Source organism: Clostridium sp., assembly GCF_021443865.1.
Taxonomy (GTDB): domain Bacteria; phylum Bacillota; class Clostridia; order Clostridiales; family Clostridiaceae; genus Clostridium.
Map to the genome: position 1 here is coordinate 1 of NZ_JABUTB010000018.1, position 16,331 is coordinate 16,331.

General features: G+C 29.6%; 15 protein-coding genes. All 15 read right to left on the bottom strand.

The genetic code is table 11. The features are described from left to right. A partial coding sequence (locus HUJ77_RS04780) for an MBL fold metallo-hydrolase (RefSeq protein WP_291707442.1) occupies nucleotides 1-466 on the bottom strand: 466 nt, incomplete at its 3' end. A gap of 19 nt (nucleotides 467-485) precedes the next feature. Next, entirely contained in the window at nucleotides 486-935 is a 450-nt protein-coding gene (dtd, locus tag HUJ77_RS04785; RefSeq protein WP_291707443.1) for a D-aminoacyl-tRNA deacylase, read from the bottom strand. Nucleotides 936-947: 12 nt separating this feature from the next. Continuing rightward, a complete protein-coding gene (locus HUJ77_RS04790; protein WP_291707444.1) occupies nucleotides 948-3,137 on the bottom strand; it encodes a bifunctional (p)ppGpp synthetase/guanosine-3',5'-bis(diphosphate) 3'-pyrophosphohydrolase in 2,190 nt (729 codons plus the stop codon). Between the two features lie 100 nt (nucleotides 3,138-3,237). Next, on the bottom strand, nucleotides 3,238-3,756 hold the full coding sequence (locus HUJ77_RS04795; protein WP_291707445.1) for an adenine phosphoribosyltransferase: 519 nt from the start codon (nucleotides 3,754-3,756) through the stop codon (nucleotides 3,238-3,240). A 101-nt stretch (nucleotides 3,757-3,857) separates the two neighbouring features. Further along, nucleotides 3,858-4,709 (bottom strand): DHH family phosphoesterase, encoded by an 852-nt coding sequence (locus HUJ77_RS04800; protein ID WP_291707446.1) that lies wholly within the window; start codon nucleotides 4,707-4,709, stop codon nucleotides 3,858-3,860. Between the two features lie 128 nt (nucleotides 4,710-4,837). Next, the gene (secD, locus tag HUJ77_RS04805) at nucleotides 4,838-6,967 is read right to left on the bottom strand and encodes a protein translocase subunit SecD (protein WP_291707447.1); all 2,130 of its coding nucleotides are present in this window, start codon (nucleotides 6,965-6,967) and stop codon (nucleotides 4,838-4,840) included. A gap of 156 nt (nucleotides 6,968-7,123) precedes the next feature. Continuing rightward, a complete protein-coding gene (locus tag HUJ77_RS04810) occupies nucleotides 7,124-7,492 on the bottom strand; it encodes a TIGR04086 family membrane protein (RefSeq protein ID WP_291707448.1) in 369 nt (122 codons plus the stop codon). Nucleotides 7,493-7,543: 51 nt separating this feature from the next. After that, nucleotides 7,544-7,819 carry a preprotein translocase subunit YajC gene (gene yajC, locus HUJ77_RS04815; RefSeq protein WP_291707449.1) on the bottom strand — a complete coding sequence of 92 codons (276 nt, stop codon included), beginning with the start codon at nucleotides 7,817-7,819 and terminating at the stop codon, nucleotides 7,544-7,546. Nucleotides 7,820-7,918: 99 nt separating this feature from the next. Next, the gene (gene tgt, locus HUJ77_RS04820; protein ID WP_291707450.1) at nucleotides 7,919-9,061 is read right to left on the bottom strand and encodes a tRNA guanosine(34) transglycosylase Tgt; all 1,143 of its coding nucleotides are present in this window, start codon (nucleotides 9,059-9,061) and stop codon (nucleotides 7,919-7,921) included. A 21-nt stretch (nucleotides 9,062-9,082) separates the two neighbouring features. After that, nucleotides 9,083-10,111, bottom strand: a complete 1,029-nt coding sequence (gene queA / locus HUJ77_RS04825) for a tRNA preQ1(34) S-adenosylmethionine ribosyltransferase-isomerase QueA (protein WP_291707451.1) — start codon at nucleotides 10,109-10,111, stop codon at nucleotides 9,083-9,085. 32 nt (nucleotides 10,112-10,143) lie between these two features. Continuing rightward, on the bottom strand, nucleotides 10,144-11,169 hold the full coding sequence (ruvB, locus tag HUJ77_RS04830) for a Holliday junction branch migration DNA helicase RuvB (RefSeq protein ID WP_291707452.1): 1,026 nt from the start codon (nucleotides 11,167-11,169) through the stop codon (nucleotides 10,144-10,146). A 10-nt stretch (nucleotides 11,170-11,179) separates the two neighbouring features. Then, nucleotides 11,180-11,785, bottom strand: coding sequence for a Holliday junction branch migration protein RuvA (gene ruvA, locus HUJ77_RS04835; protein WP_291707453.1), 606 nt, complete (start codon nucleotides 11,783-11,785; stop codon nucleotides 11,180-11,182). A 217-nt stretch (nucleotides 11,786-12,002) separates the two neighbouring features. Continuing rightward, a complete protein-coding gene (locus HUJ77_RS04840; protein ID WP_291707454.1) occupies nucleotides 12,003-12,869 on the bottom strand; it encodes a DegV family protein in 867 nt (288 codons plus the stop codon). Between the two features lie 74 nt (nucleotides 12,870-12,943). Then, the gene (gene spoVE, locus HUJ77_RS04845) at nucleotides 12,944-14,107 is read right to left on the bottom strand and encodes a stage V sporulation protein E (protein WP_291707455.1); all 1,164 of its coding nucleotides are present in this window, start codon (nucleotides 14,105-14,107) and stop codon (nucleotides 12,944-12,946) included. A gap of 15 nt (nucleotides 14,108-14,122) precedes the next feature. Further along, nucleotides 14,123-16,309: a stage V sporulation protein D gene (locus HUJ77_RS04850; RefSeq protein ID WP_291707456.1), complete on the bottom strand. Its 2,187-nt coding sequence runs from the start codon at nucleotides 16,307-16,309 to the stop codon at nucleotides 14,123-14,125. Nucleotides 16,310-16,331 lie beyond the last annotated feature (22 nt).

Sequence of the window (16,331 nt, forward strand, 5' to 3'; positions counted from 1 at the left end):
CAGGAAAATCTGTTCTTCCTATAGAAGTATTAAATAGGGTATCACCTGTAAATATATTATCTTCTACTAAAAAGCATGTGCCACCCTTTGTATGTCCTGGAGTAAAAATAGTTTTAAAAGTTAGATTACCTACCTTTATTTCTTGACCTTCATTTAAATATTTATAAAACTTTGGTAGTTTACCAAATATTCCAGTTGTATCTATATTCATATATTCTTCTTCAGCTTCATTTAAATATACATCTACTTTATATTTATCCTTTAACTCCTCAACTGCTCCATTATGATCAAAATGGCAATGAGTTAAAAGTATTACATCTATATCAATTCCTAAAGCTTCAATTTCTTTAATAAGATAATTTGCACTTGCTCCTGGATCTATAATAGCAGCTTTATTGGTTTCTTCATCTATTGCTATATAGCAATTAGTTTGAAGGGATCCAAGAGGATATGTTTTTATTATCATAAACTTTCCTCCTTTTAAACTAAAAATTCTTTTTACTATCTAAAATTATTGTCACTGGCCCATCATTTTGAATATCAACCTTCATATGAGCGCCAAATTTTCCAGTTTCTACCTTTAAATTAGTTTCTCTTAATAATTCAATAAATCTTTCATATAATGCATTAGCTCTATCTCCGCCTTCTGCCTCCATAAAGTTAGGTCTTCTCCCTTTTCTGCAATCTCCATATAGAGTAAATTGAGAGATAGCTAAAATATCACCTTTAACATCTAAAAGCGAAAGATTCATCTTATCATTTTCATCTTGAAATATTCTTAAATTCACTATTTTATCTTTTAAATATAATAAATCTTCCTCTGTATCTGACTTTGAAAATCCAATTAATAAATTAAGCCCTTTATCTATTGAACCTACAACAATATCATTTACAATTACCTTGGATGAAGCTACTTTCTGAACTACAACACGCATAATTATTCCTCACTAATTGTTCATTCTATAAACATCCATTACACCCTTAAGCCTTCTTATTTTTCTCATAAGTTCTTTTAATTGTTCAATGGAATCTATTTTTACTTTTATATTTATCATTGCTATATTACCTTTAGCTGATTTAGCATTTAAAGCATTTAATGGAAGCTTAGCTTCAGTTATTACTGTCATAATATCTGATAATATTCCTACTCTGTCTTCTGCTCTTACTTGGATTTCTGCAACATAAGCAGCTCCCTTTGATAATCCCCAAGAAACTTCAACTACTTTACTAGGATCAAAGCTTATTAAAGATTTTAAATTATTACAATCACTTCTATGGATAGATACGCCTCTTCCCTTTGTTATATATCCTTGTATATCATCTCCTGGCACTGGGTTACAGCACCTAGCAAATCTAACCATAAGATTACTAACACCTTTAACAGTTACGCCATATGAATTGGCTTGTATAGAATTAGAATTATTTTTATCCGTTTTATTTATATGCTCATCAATAGCTTTATTAATATTCTCTATAGTATGCTTTTCAATATTATTTTCTTCTTTAAGCTTTGAAATGAATGAAGATGCTGATATTTGTCCTATACCTATAGCAGCATATAAATCCTCCATATTGTGGATATTATATCTCTTAATTGCCTTTTCATAGCTATCACCTTTTGCTATTTCTGAATAATTAACACCTTGCTTTTTAAGCTCCTTTTCAAAAGCTTCCTTACCCTTATCTATATTTTCTTCTTTTTTAATTTTCTTAAACCATTGTCTAATCTTACTCTTAGCTTGATTACTCTTAGCAATATTTAGCCAATCTATATTAGGTCCCTTTGCATTGTTAGATGTTAAAACCTCTACTATTTCCCCTGTCTTTAAATTATAATCAAGAGGAACTATCTTACCATTTACTTTTGCACCAACACATCTATTACCAACATCAGTATGGATTCTATAAGCAAAATCTATTGGTGTTGCTTTACTTGGTAAGTTTATTACTACTCCCTTTGGTGTAAATACAAAGATTTCATCAGTAAATAAATCTATCTTGAAACCTTCAATAAATTCTTCTGCATCTGATGTTTCTTTTTGCCATTCTAGCATATCTCTTAGCCATGCTAACTTATTTTCGAAGGTATTTTCTCTTTCTTCTTGAGTATCACCTTCTTTATATTTCCAGTGAGCTGCTATACCATATTCAGCAGTTCTATGCATTTCAAATGTTCTAATTTGAATCTCAAAGGTTTTCCCTTGAGGCCCTATAACTGTGGTATGAAGAGATTGGTACATATTAGGCTTAGGCATAGCTATATAGTCTTTAAATCTTCCTGGAATAGGCTTATATATGGTATGAACTATTCCTAATACTCCATAACAATCTTTTACAGTATTAACTAGAATTCTAATTGCTGTTAAATCAAATATTTGTTCAATACTCTTATTTTTAGTAACCATTTTTTTATAAATACTATAAAAATGCTTTGGTCTTCCATCAATATCGCAATCTATTTCTGATTCATCTAATTTTTTATATAAATCTCCTTTAATTTCTGATATATATGTTTCTCTTTCTACTCTCTTTTCAGCTATTTCTTTAACTAAATCATAATATTCTTCTTCGTGTAAATATCTAAAAGATAAATCTTCAAGTTCCCATTTTATTTTAGAAATACCTAATCTATGAGCTAAAGGTGCATAAATATCTAGAGTTTCTTTAGCTTTTTGTTTTTGCTTTTCCTTTGGCATAAACTTTAATGTTCTTAAATTATGAAGTCTATCTGCAAGCTTTATAATTATTACTCTAATGTCCTTTGCCATTGCTAAAAGCATTTTTCTTACATTATCAGCTTGTTGCTCCTCTTTTGTTTTATATTCTATTTTACCAAGTTTAGTTACCCCTTGAACTAAGTCTGCTATTTCTTGATTAAATATATTTTTAATATCATCATAAGTATAATCTGTATCTTCTATTACATCATGTAGAAGGCCAGCAGCAATAGTACTTGTATCCATACCCATTTCCGCCAAAATTATAGCTACATCAATAGGGTGAGTTATATAAGGTTCCCCTGATTCCCTTTTTTGGCTTTTATGAGCATCACAAGCTAAATCATACGCTTTTTTTATTATATTTATATCAACATTATTACAATTTTCTTTAATTTTCTGCAATAGGCTTTCATACATATGGGTAATCTCCTTTGATTTAGTCTAAAATAATTGGCTGGTTTTAACAACCAGCCATTTTCTATTATTATATAATATTTATCTTTTTATTTCAACAAAATTAGAACTCATAATCAACTAATGACATAACTTCATAATTTTTAAGCTTATCTCTTCCATTAAGACCTGTAAGTTCAATAGCAAAATCTAAACAAACTACTTCTCCACCTGCTAATTCTACAAGTTCTGCTACAGCCTCTATTGTTCCGCCAGTTGCTAATAAATCATCTACTATAGCTACTCTCTGTCCCTTTTTAATAGCATCTTTATGAATTTGTAATGTATCGCTACCATATTCTAAATCATAAGTTATTGATATTGTTTCTCCTGGTAATTTGCCTGGCTTTCTAACAGGAACAAATCCTATTCCCATAGCATAAGCAACTGGTACTCCGTAAATAAATCCTCTTGCTTCTGGACCAACTATTACATCTATTTTTTTATCCTTTAAGTGCTCCACAATTTTGTCTATTGAGTACTTTAAAGCTTCACCATCACCAATAACTGTAGTAATGTCTTTAAAACTAATTCCTTCCTTTGGAAAATTTTCAATTACTCTTATTCTTTCCTTTAGATCCATGATAACTCCTCCATCACTAATAATTATAGCCATATAATTATTATAAGTACTTTCGAAAAAAAATACCATATATATTCTTATTCCAAAGTAATTTATAAAAATTATATAGTCATTTTGGATTTATTTAAATATTTTGTTATTTGTTCTGCCCTATCTTTTTTAGTTGTTGTCAATAACTCTATAATAATGCGTGCGTTATCCATCATGGTTACAGCATTTATAGTTGGTGTAATAAGATTAATAATCTTTAATATGCATTCATCATCCATTTCAACCATATCATAATAATCCATTATTGCTCTTAAACCGTAGTTATTTGTATTAATTAAGAACTTTCTACCTTCCTTTAAAATCACACCATTTTCACCCTTTAAAGGAACTTCTGCCCACTGTTCTCCTATAAGAATTAAATCTAGATATTTATTTATACTTTTTATATTATAATATATTGCAATTGCTTGCATTAATTTAAAAGTAATTCCACTTATAGATAAATTCTTATATCTGTAATTACATCCTTTTTGATTTGGATTTATGTATATATAATTTCTTCCACTATCTACTTCTTTATTTTCCAATACTATCAAATCTATCCCAAGATCCCCACAAAGCTTTTCCTCTTCATCTGACTTTAAATCTAATCCCAGAGTTATTAACAGTTGTCCTCCTAAAAAACTAACATTATTTATTATTTCTTCAGAAGTAATTCCAGAATTAGAATCCTCATCACAGATTACATATTCTATATCTGCATTTAAATACTTTAAAACTAAATGTAAAGAAGATATGGCACATAATCCATCAACATTTGGTACCCCGTATATAACTATCTTTTTTCTATTATTAACAGCTTCTACCATATGTTCAATAGCTTTGCTCATATTTTTAAGTATAAAGGGATTATATCCAGTAATATAATTTGGACTATAAATACTCTCCCAAAACTTACGCATTATAAACTCCTCCATAAAACTTAAGAAAACACATATATTATAATGTATATTTATAAATAATACAAATGTTTTCTAAAAAAAATGAACCTCCATTCACTTTAGGAGGTTTATTTTTTATATTTTTGGAATTAAACTAATTTTTTATTAGATTTTTTTTCTTCTCTATGTCTTAATAAAACCCATACTGGTGATGCTATAAATATTGAAGAATATGCACCAGCAGCTATTCCTATAATTAATGGGAAAGAAAACTCCCTAACTGTAGGTACAAATATATTAACAGCAGTAATTGTTATTAATGTTGTTATTGTTGTATTTATAGATCTTGACATAGTTTGAGTTATGCTCTTATTAGCTATTTCCGTAGCTGAAGCTCTTCTCATATTTTTTTCATTTTCTCTTATTCTATCAAATATTACTATTGTATCATTTATTGAATAACCAACAATAGTTAATATTGCTGCAATAAACGGTGTATTTACAGGTATATTAAAAATAGCAAATACACTTATAGTAATTAATATGTCATGTACAAGTGCAATTATAGCAGCAACACCATAGTCCATCTTAAATCTTATAGCGATATAAGCTAACATTGCTAAGCAAGCTACTACTAAAGCAATTACAGAATTTCTAGTAAGTTCCTTACCTACTGAAGCTCCTATTTCATCTTGAGATAATAAAGCTTCCTCTTCTAAATTATATTTATCTTGTAGAGCTTTAAATACTTCAGTTACCTTAGTACTATCTAAATCTCTTGATTTTATCTCATATTGTGTATCTTCTGCTTCATTAGTAACAGCATCTGGTACTAATGATTTTACAATTTCATCAGCTTCCGGCTTATTAAAGCCTTCTCCAAGCTCTACTACCATTTTAGTACCACCTAGGAAGTCTATTCCAAAGTTTAATCCCTTTGAAACTGTAAAACCTAGTCCCACTAATATAACTATTAATGATAATACAATCCAAAGCTTAGTTTTTTGAATTATTTTAAACGGCTTAATTTCTTTCTTATTACCAAATTGCCATTTTTTCTTTAATAATCCTATATCAATTGATAAGTTCATTAAAATCTTTGTAACTATTAAAGCTGTAAATAAACTTAAAATAATACCTAGCATTAAAGTAACTGCAAATCCTTTTACAGATCCAGAACCTATGAAATATAATATTAACGCAGCAATAAATGTTGTTGAGTTTGAATCAACAATTGATGACATAGCATTTTCAAATCCTGCCTTTACTGCACTTCTTATTGATATTCCATTATTTAATTCTTCTCTAATTCTTTCAAATATTAATACATTTGCATCTACTGCCATACCAATAGTTAAAAGAAATGCTGCTATTCCAGGTAATGTTAACGCAACTTTCATTTCAGTAAATACTAATAAAACTAATGTAATGTATAATGTTAATGCAATACTTGCAAATATTCCTGGTACTCTATAGTAAACTATCATAAATAAGAATATTATTCCTATACCAATAGCACCAGCCTTCATTGCATTTGGTAAGGCTTCTGAACCTAGTTGCGCTCCAATATTTGTAATTGAAACAGCCTTAACTGTAACTGGTAGTGCACCTGAGCTTATGATTCCAGATAGCTTTGTTGCTTCTTCCATTGATGCCATACCATTAATTACTGCTTTACCATTAGTAATTGCACTTTGAACTACAGGAGATGAAACTACCTCATCGTCCATATATATGCTAATAGCTTTACCAATATTATTTGCTGTTACTTCAGCAAACTTTTCTTGACCTTCACTATTTAATTCTAATGATACTACAGGCATTGATGTATCATCTAAAATGGCTGTTGCCTCTTTTACGTCTTTTCCTGTTAAGACTACATTTCCCTCTGAATCTTTGAATTCTAAGTTACCAGTTTGACTTAATCCTTCAACTATTTCATTAGAGTCAAAAGCTCCAGGGACATCAATTCTTATTCTCTTTTCTCCCTCTTCAGTAACTACTGTTTCAGCTACTCCTATCTTATTAACTCTCAGTTCTAATAACTGTTTAGTTCTTTGGCGTACGTCAGATGAAACATCATCTTCTTGTATCTCCATTAAAACGGAAACTCCACCTTGAAGATCAAGGCCCTTTGTAATTGCATTATTAAATGATTTCACTTCCCAGCCTGCTATTTCAAATCCTTTGAAACCAACAAAAGCTAGTAATATAATTACAACTACAGAAAGTACAAATAATATTGAACTTTTGCTCTTACTTTTGCTTTTCCCTTTCATGTTCTTCCCCCTCTAGCTCATTTTCATATAAATTATATTACTTATGTTAAGTAATATCAACAACTTTTTCTTTATTTGGTATATTATTACCATATTTTTCTTTTATTTATACTAATAAAAAAGGCGTTGTAATAACAACACCCTTTCTCTTAAATGCTAAAGATTAATTCCAAGCATTCCTGAAAAAAGTCCTATGAAAAGACATAATACAAATTTTATAAAATCATATATTGTTAAAGTAGCTTCTGCTCCAAATAGTATCCCAATTAAATACAGTACTATGTAAAATATACAACCTACAGCTAATCCAACAATCCAGCCTTTACTTCCATAAGATTTTACAGCAATTATAGAACCTAATACTAATGCTAAGCATGAAATTACAACATAAATAATATTAAATACATTTTCTCCTATAGGCATATTATTCATTACAAAAGAGAAGATTATTGATATCATTATGGTAATTACAAGTGCCCAAACTATACCTCTTAATACACTTTTAAAATAATTTATCCACTCCATAAAATTTCACCCCCTAGTAAACATTTTATGATTTACTAGGGGGCATTATTCTTATTCTTCAGTTTTATTTATTTTGCTTGCAATTCCGTTTTTAGTTATTCTTAATTTAGTTCTTTCAGCACTAGTTTCAATTACTACATAGTCATCTTCAACTATTATGATTTTACCCATAATTCCGCCTCTTGTAACTATTTCATCATTTTTTTCTAAAGCTGAAACCATTTCGTTATATTTCTTTGTTCTCTTTTTCTCTGGTAAAATTAATAAGAAGTACATTAATGCAAACATTAAAGCAAAAGGTACTACTAGAGATAATATAGCTTCCATTTAGTTCATTCCTTCCATGTAAACTTTTTACTGTTCCATAATAAAAAATATATAACATTTATATAGTACTGTCAATCTTATTAACAGATATTTAATACTTTAAGCTCTTCCATTCCACTCTTTAAGCTTTTGCTCTTTAAATTCCTTAAAGTATCCTCCATCTATAGCTGCTCTTATATCTTCCATAAGTTTATTATAGAAATAAAGGTTATGTAAAACGCAAAGTCTCATAGCTAACATTTCTTTAGCCTTAAACAAGTGTCTTATATATGCTCTCGTATAGCTTTTACAAGCTGGACATTCACATCCTTCATCAATTGGTCTAGTGTCTAGCTCAAACTTAGCATTCATTAGATTTATTTTTCCTTCTTTCGTAAATACATGACCATGTCTTCCATTTCTTGCTGGAAGTACGCAATCAAAGAAGTCAACACCTCTATCTACAGCTTCTAAAATATTACTAGGAATACCAACACCCATTAAGTAAATTGGCTTATCTTCTGGTAAATAAGGCACAACTGCATCTATAATTCTATACATTTCTTCATGAGTTTCACCAACAGCCAAACCGCCTATAGCATATCCATCTAAATCCATTTTAGTAATAGTCTTAGCATGTTCTATTCTTATATCTTCGTAGCAACCACCTTGATTAATACCAAATAGCATTTGATCTTTATTTATAGTTTCTGGCAGTGAATTTAATCTATCCATTTCAACTTTACATCTTTCAAGCCATCTAGTAGTTCTTGCTACTGACTTTTCTACATATTCTCTAGTTGATGGATTAGGGATACATTCATCAAAAGCCATAGCAATTGTAGAGCCAAGATTACTTTGTATTTGCATTGATTCTTCTGGTCCCATAAAAATCTTTCTACCATCTATATGTGAAGAAAAATATACTCCTTCTTCCTTAATCTTTCTCATTCCTGATAAAGAGAATACTTGGAATCCACCTGAATCAGTTAATATAGGTCTATCCCAATTCATAAACTCATGTAATCCACCTAAATTGGCTACAACTTTATCAGATGGTCTTAAATGAAGATGATAAGTGTTTGATAATTCAACTTGGCATCCTATTTCTTTTAAATCCATAGATGAAACAGCACCTTTTATTGCTGCTAAAGTTCCAACATTCATAAATACTGGTGTTTCAATGGTTCCATGGATAGTTTCAAATCTACCTCTTCTAGCTTTTCCATCTTTTTTTAATAAAGTATATTTTTTTGTACTCAATATTTCACTTCCTCTTTCATGTTATTCTTTGATAAGCATTGAATCTCCAAATGAGAAGAATCTATATCTTTCTTTTACAGCTGTATTATATGCATTCATTACATTTTCCTTACCTGCTAAGGCAGATACTAACATAATTAATGTTGATTCTGGTAAATGGAAATTTGTAATAAGCTCATCTATAACTTTATATTTATATCCTGGATAAAGGAAAATATCAGTCCATCCACTTTGTTCTCTTACAAAGCCATTTTCATCACCAATTGTTTCTAAAGTTCTTGTAGATGTAGTTCCTACAGCTATAATCTTATTTCCTCTTTTTTTAGTTTCATTAATTAAATCTGCATTTTCTTTATCTAAATGATAAAACTCGGAATGCATTATATGCTCATTTATATCTTCAACTTTAACTGGTCTAAATGTACCAAGTCCTACATGAAGAGTTAAATAAGCAATATTAATTCCCTTAGCTTTAATTTCTTCCAATAGTTCATTAGTAAAATGTAAACCTGCTGTTGGTGCAGCTGCTGATCCCTTTTCCTTTGAATAAACTGTTTGATATCTTTCTTTATCATCAAGTTTTTCTGTAATATATGGTGGAAGAGGCATTTCTCCAAGTTCATCTAACACTTGTTCAAATATTCCTTCATACGAAAACTCTATTATTCTATTACCTTCTTCTATAATATCAACAACTTTACATTTTAATTTACCATTACCAAAAACAAAGCTTTGACCTATTTTCGCTCTTTTACCTGGTTTAGCAAGACATTCCCACTTGTCTCCTTCTAATCTTTTTAGAAGTAAAAATTCAATTTTACCACCAGTTTCCTCTTTTTCACCTATTAATCTAGCTGGCATTACTCTAGTATTATTTAATACTAGAGTATCTCCTTCATGTAAATATTCTATTACATCATGAAAGGATCTATGTTCTATATTTCCTGTATTCTTATCTAAAACCATTAATCTTGAAGCATCTCTTTTTTCTAAGGGATGTTGTGCTATCAATTCTTCTGGTAAATCAAAGTCAAAATCACTAACCTTCATTTTATTATCTCCTTATCTTTATTGTATATTTCTTAAAATAATTTTTGTTGTTCCCCTGTGCTGCTTCTCTTATTCTTACTTCTTCCTAAATGTTCATAAGCCTTATCTGTAGCAACTCTTCCCCTTGATGTTCTAACTATAAACCCAGTTTGTAAAAGATAAGGTTCATATACATCTTCTATAGTGCCAAGTTCTTCTCCAATAAAGTATGATAGGGTTTCTATTCCCACAGGTCCACCATTAAAGTTATCAATTATAGCTTCTAAAATCTTGTTATCAACTCTATCGAAGCCCTTACTATCAACCTCTAATAGCTCTAAAGCTGCTCTTGCTTCCTTATAGCTTATTACTGAATTAGAGTATACTTCAGCGTAATCTCTAACTCTCTTTAACAATCTATTAGCTATTCTTGGAGTTCCTCTTGAACGTCTTGCAAGTTCATAAGCACCCTCTTCAGTTATATTACAATTAAAAACAAAAGCAGATCTTATAATTATTTCCTTTAATTGTTCTTCAGTATAATACTGCATATCACAAAGGACTCCAAATCTATCTCTAAGTGGAGAGGTAAGCATCCCAATTCTAGTTGTAGCTCCTATTAAAGTAAACTTAGGTAAATCAAGTCTTATTGATTTTGCTGCTGCTCCCTTTCCAATAACTATATCTAAAACGTAGTCCTCCATAGCAGGATATAATATTTCTTCAACATTTCTGTTAAGTCTATGTATCTCATCTATGAAAAGTACATCATTATCCTTTAAAGTTGTTAAAATTGCTGCTAAATCACCGGCTCTTTCTATAGCAGGTCCTGATGTAATCTTAAGTTCACCATTCATTTCTTTTGCTATTATATTTGCTAATGTAGTTTTACCAAGTCCAGGTGGTCCATATAAAAGTACATGATCTAAGGACTCATTTCTGTTTTGTGCAGCTTTTATAAATATATTTAATCTTTCCTTAACCTTGTCTTGACCTATATATTCTTGTAAATTTTGAGGTCTTAAACTTAGAGTACTTCCATCTTCAAGAATTTCTTGTGGAGTTATTATTCTTTCCATTTATTCACCCCTAACCCATAAGAACCTTTAAACAATTCTTTATAATATTTTCTATGCTGTCATTTTTATCTACCTTCTTTATAGCTAATTCTGCTTCTTTTTCAGAATATCCTAATGCTAAAAGTGCTCCTAATGCTTCAGCTATATTATTAGCATTTTCAGGTACTATATCTTCAAAATCTCCTATATTTTCAATACCTTCTGCTAAGTCTTCCTTCTTAATCTTATCTTTTAATTCTAAAATGATTCTACCTGCTGTTTTTTTACCTATTCCAGGTGCCTTACATAAGTGTTTGTCATCACCCATCATAATTGCATAACGTAGATTATTAATTCTACTTATAGAAAGCAATGATAATGCAGCTTTAGAACCAACTCCATTTATGGAAATTAAAAGTTTGAACATCTCAAGTTCTTCTTTAGTATCAAATCCATATAATCCCAAGAAATCTTCTCTAACTATTTGTTCAAGATAAAGCATTACTTCTTCGTCTATTTTAGGCATAGCTGACATAGTTGCTCCTGAAGTAAAAATTTTATATCCTATTCCATTATTTTCAACAATTATATAATCCTTATTTATTCCTTTATATCTACCTATTATATATTCGTACATACAACTACCCTTTCTTTATGCCAATACTAAAATTATTTTAATTCAATTTTTAATCTACACTATACTTTATCATTATAGCTAGAATAATTCAAGGCAAAAGAAAGAGCATTAATAATTCTAGTTGCCAATATTTACAGCTTATAGCAAATTGTATTATTAAAATCAAACAAAAAAACTCCTTTCGGAGTTTTTTATAGATTTATTTTAAATTTTAATACTATCTGCTATTTCCAACAAAAAATAATGCCACTGTACCTGGGCCTGAATGGCTACCTACTGCAGGTCCTATATTATTAATTATAATTTCTTTTACTTTTATTTCACTTAATATTAATTCCTTTAAACTTTCTGCCTCTTCTATACAGTCTCCATGACTAATAAATATAGTTTGATTTTCAGAATCTACAATTTTCTCTTTAAGTTTGTCAAACAAAGCTTTAATAGATTTTTTTCTGCCCTTTACCTTTGATACTGGAATTAATCTTCCTTCATTATCAACGTGCATAATAGGTTTTATGCTTAACATTGTACCTACTATTGCTACTGTACTTGATACTCTACCGCCTCTTTTTAAATGGTTTAAATCATCAACGGTAAACCAATGATTTAATTTAAGTTTATTTTCTTCAAGCCAATTAATTATATCTTCCTTACTTCTTCCATCCCTTAGCATATTAGCTGCATAATATACAAGTAACCCTAATCCCATAGATGCACTTTTGGAATCTATTATAGTAATATCTGCATCTTTTATTTCTTCATCTATAAGTTCTTTTGCTAATCTTGCACTGTTCACACATCCACTTAAAGCTGATGAAAACCCAATATAAATTATTGAATATCCTTCACTAACATACTTTCTAAAATTCTTTTCAAAAGTATCAACATTTACTTGTGATGTTGTAGGTAACTTACCATTTCTTATAAGAGCATAAAAATCCTTATGTGAAATACTTTTACCTAAATCGTCTGGAATATCTTCTCCATTAATATTTACTCGTATTGACATAACTTGAATATTATTGTCTTTAACAAAGCTTATAGGTAAATCACAACAAGAGTCCGTGAAAAGTATTGTCTTCATTACATTCCTCCTATATTGCAAAAAATATCTTCATTATAATAATATTTTATTCTTTTATATTTAGTCCTTTTTTATTATATTTCTTCATTTTTACACTGTCTAGATATATTAAGTAGTATTCCCATTGCTCCTAAGTTAAATACCAAGGATGTTCCACCATAACTAATAAATGGCATAGGAACCCCTGTTACTGGCATTGAACCACTTACAACTGCTATATTAATTATAGCTTGCAATGCAATAACTGAAATTATTCCTATAGCTAATAAAAACCCATAGTTGTCTCTTGCTTTTACAGCTATTGTGGCTCCTCTAATTACTATAAACACAAATAGTAATATAACAAAAACACATCCAATTAATCCAAGCTCCTCACCTATAATTGAAAATATAAAGTCATTATGAGGCTCTGGCATAAATAAAGCCTTTTGTCTTGAATTACCAAGACCAACTCCAAATATTCCACCTGACCCTAATGCATAAAAGGATTGAATTAATTGATAACTATCTCCAGATGGATCTGCCCAAGGATTTAAAAAACTTGTAAGTCTATCTAATCTATAGCTTTGAGAAAATATTAAAGCTAAACCTGCTGCAAAGCCAACTGGTATTAAAGAAAGTAAATGACTAAGTTTTGCTCCCCCAACCAAAATCATTATAAAGGCAACCATCATAATTATAGCTGTAATACTTAGATTTTTTTCAAGTAATATAAGACCTGCAAAAACAGCTGCTATACATAAATAAAATATTGTACCTTCGCCAAACTTCTTAATCTTACCCTTTCTTTTATCAATAAGTAAAGCTAAATAAAGAACCATTACATACTTTGCAAGCTCAGATGGTTGAAAGGATAAGGGTCCTAATCTTATCCATCTTACAGCTCCATTTATATCAGCACCAATAAATAATACTAATACTAAAAGCACTATAGTAATTATAACTAACCAAGGAGTAATTTTTCTATAAAAATGATAATCTATAGACATAGTAGCAGCCATACCAATTATACCAACCAATACCCAGGTTATTTCTTTTATAAAATAGTATTCTGTATTATAAACATCTTTTTGATACAAGGCATAGTATGAACTTGATGAATATACCATTACAACTCCAATAAAAAGTAATAATAATAAACCACATAATAATGCATAATCTATGCTTTTCATATTACTTTTTTTTAATTTTCTTTTTTTAGTTCTGCTTCTTGAATTTACATTATTAACTTTATTCATCTTATCTCCTATTAACTATTCTTTTAAATCTAAAGAAATCTTCGTTCCTTTCTCAATAACCTTTCCTTCAATAACATTTTGTCCAGCAACTAATCCCACTCCATTAGTTGTAAACTTCAAGTTCAAACTATTTAATATTTTAGTAGCTTCTTCCAAAGTTTTCCCTTTTAAATCAGGCATTATAATTTTGTTTGAATCTATTTTATCCCCTGATAAATTAACACTAATAGTTGATCCCCCTTCTACCAATGCTCCTGGATAAGGCTCCATATTAGTAACCTTAGAAGTAGAACCCTCTATTCTCATAGATAAATTATATTCTTCTAATATCTTTTTAGCCTCTGAAAGACTTTTCCCTCTTATTTCTGGTACTACTACCGGTGCTTTTTCTATATATTTTTCTTTATATACTTGTGAATCCATATAATTAAATAACTCTGTAAGCAATGATTTTAATATTGGAGTAGTAACTGGTCCCCCATAATATTGACCTGCACTTGGCTCATTAACTTTTATATAAATCGTAATTTGAGGATCCTCTACTGGATATAATGCTAATACAGATGATATATATTTATCTGAAGAATAACCACCATTTATAGAATCTATAGTTTGAGCAGTTCCTGTTTTTCCTCCTACTCTCCTATCCTTACCCATAAAGCTTCCAATTTCTTGTCCTTGATTAATTGTTCTTTCTAAATAATCTCTTAAAGTAGACGCTGTTCCTTCAGATATTATTCCCTTTTTAATAGAAGGTTCAAAAACTTTATCAATTACCTTTGTTCCACTAGTAGTTTCATAACTTATTTTTTTCATTATATGAGGTTGAATTAAATCTCCTCCATTAGCTATAGCATTAAAAGCAGTTAACAATTGAACACTATTTACTGTATTAGTTTGTCCAAAAGCAATAGTTGCTAAGTCCATTTCACTCATATCACTAACTGACTTAACAATTCCTTCTGATTCTCCTGGTAAGTCTATATTAGTTATTTCACCAAAGCCAAATTTATCAATATATTCTTTAAGTTTTTCACTACCAAGCCTTGCTCCTAATTCCATAAATCCTACATTACAAGAATTTTGTAATATTTCAGGAAGAGTTTGAGTTCCATGTCCTGATGTATTCCAACATTTTATTATTGTAGAACCAAATCTTACTCCACCATCACAATAAAAAGTATCATTTTCACTAGCTGTACCTTCTTCTAAAGTAGCCGCCATAGTAATATTTTTAAATGTTGATCCCGGCTCAAAGGTATCACTAATTGCACTGTCTCTGAACATATTTTGAAGCTTTTCAAAATCATCTTCTCCAGCAAATTTTTCATAATCTTCATAAGGTGTATTAGGGTTAAAATCTGGTTTGTTTACCATTCCTAATATTTCACCAGTATGAGGATTCATAACAATTATAGTAACTTCTTTAGCCTTATTATCTTTATATCCTTGTTCTGCAGCTTTTTCAGCTATTAATTGTATATTTTCATCTATAGTTAATTCAATATTTTTACCATCTACAGGATTTGAATATTTAACTGTTTGATAAGGTAATTCTCTTAAGCTTCCATCTATTTCTGAAATTTTATTTCCTGCTATTCCAGTAAGTTCATAATCATATTCTAATTCAATTCCATTTAGACCTATGTTGTCAGAATTTACACTTCCTAGAACATGAGATAAGAAATTATTATTAGGATAATATCTTTTTTGGCTAATAGATGTTACTACACCATATATATTTAAAGCTTTAATTCTATCAGAAGTTTCCTTATCTATTCCTTTAACTAATGTACTGGTAGTTATTTTTACACCATCTTCATTAGTTGGATTTAACTTTCTATTTACCTCTGCTATACTTAGACCTGATGCCTCTGCCAATTGTTTTGCTACTTCTTCTTTTGTTGTCTTTTCATCTTGAATGTGTATATCTATGGCTTCTAAATCTAAATCCACAGTATAAACATCTATTGATGTTGCCAGAATAGCACCACTTCTATCAACTATGTCTCCTCTTGTTGCTTTTACTATTACATGAGAATTCCATTGTCCTTGAGCCATATGTCTATATTCCTTACTTTTATAAACCATTATATATGTTAGTTTCCCAATTAATAATATGAAAACTAAACAAACGCATATGATTACATATAAAGCTCTTTCTCGATTGTTTTTTTTATTACGTTTACTACTTTTACTCATCCTCGACCCCCATGGTTGTACT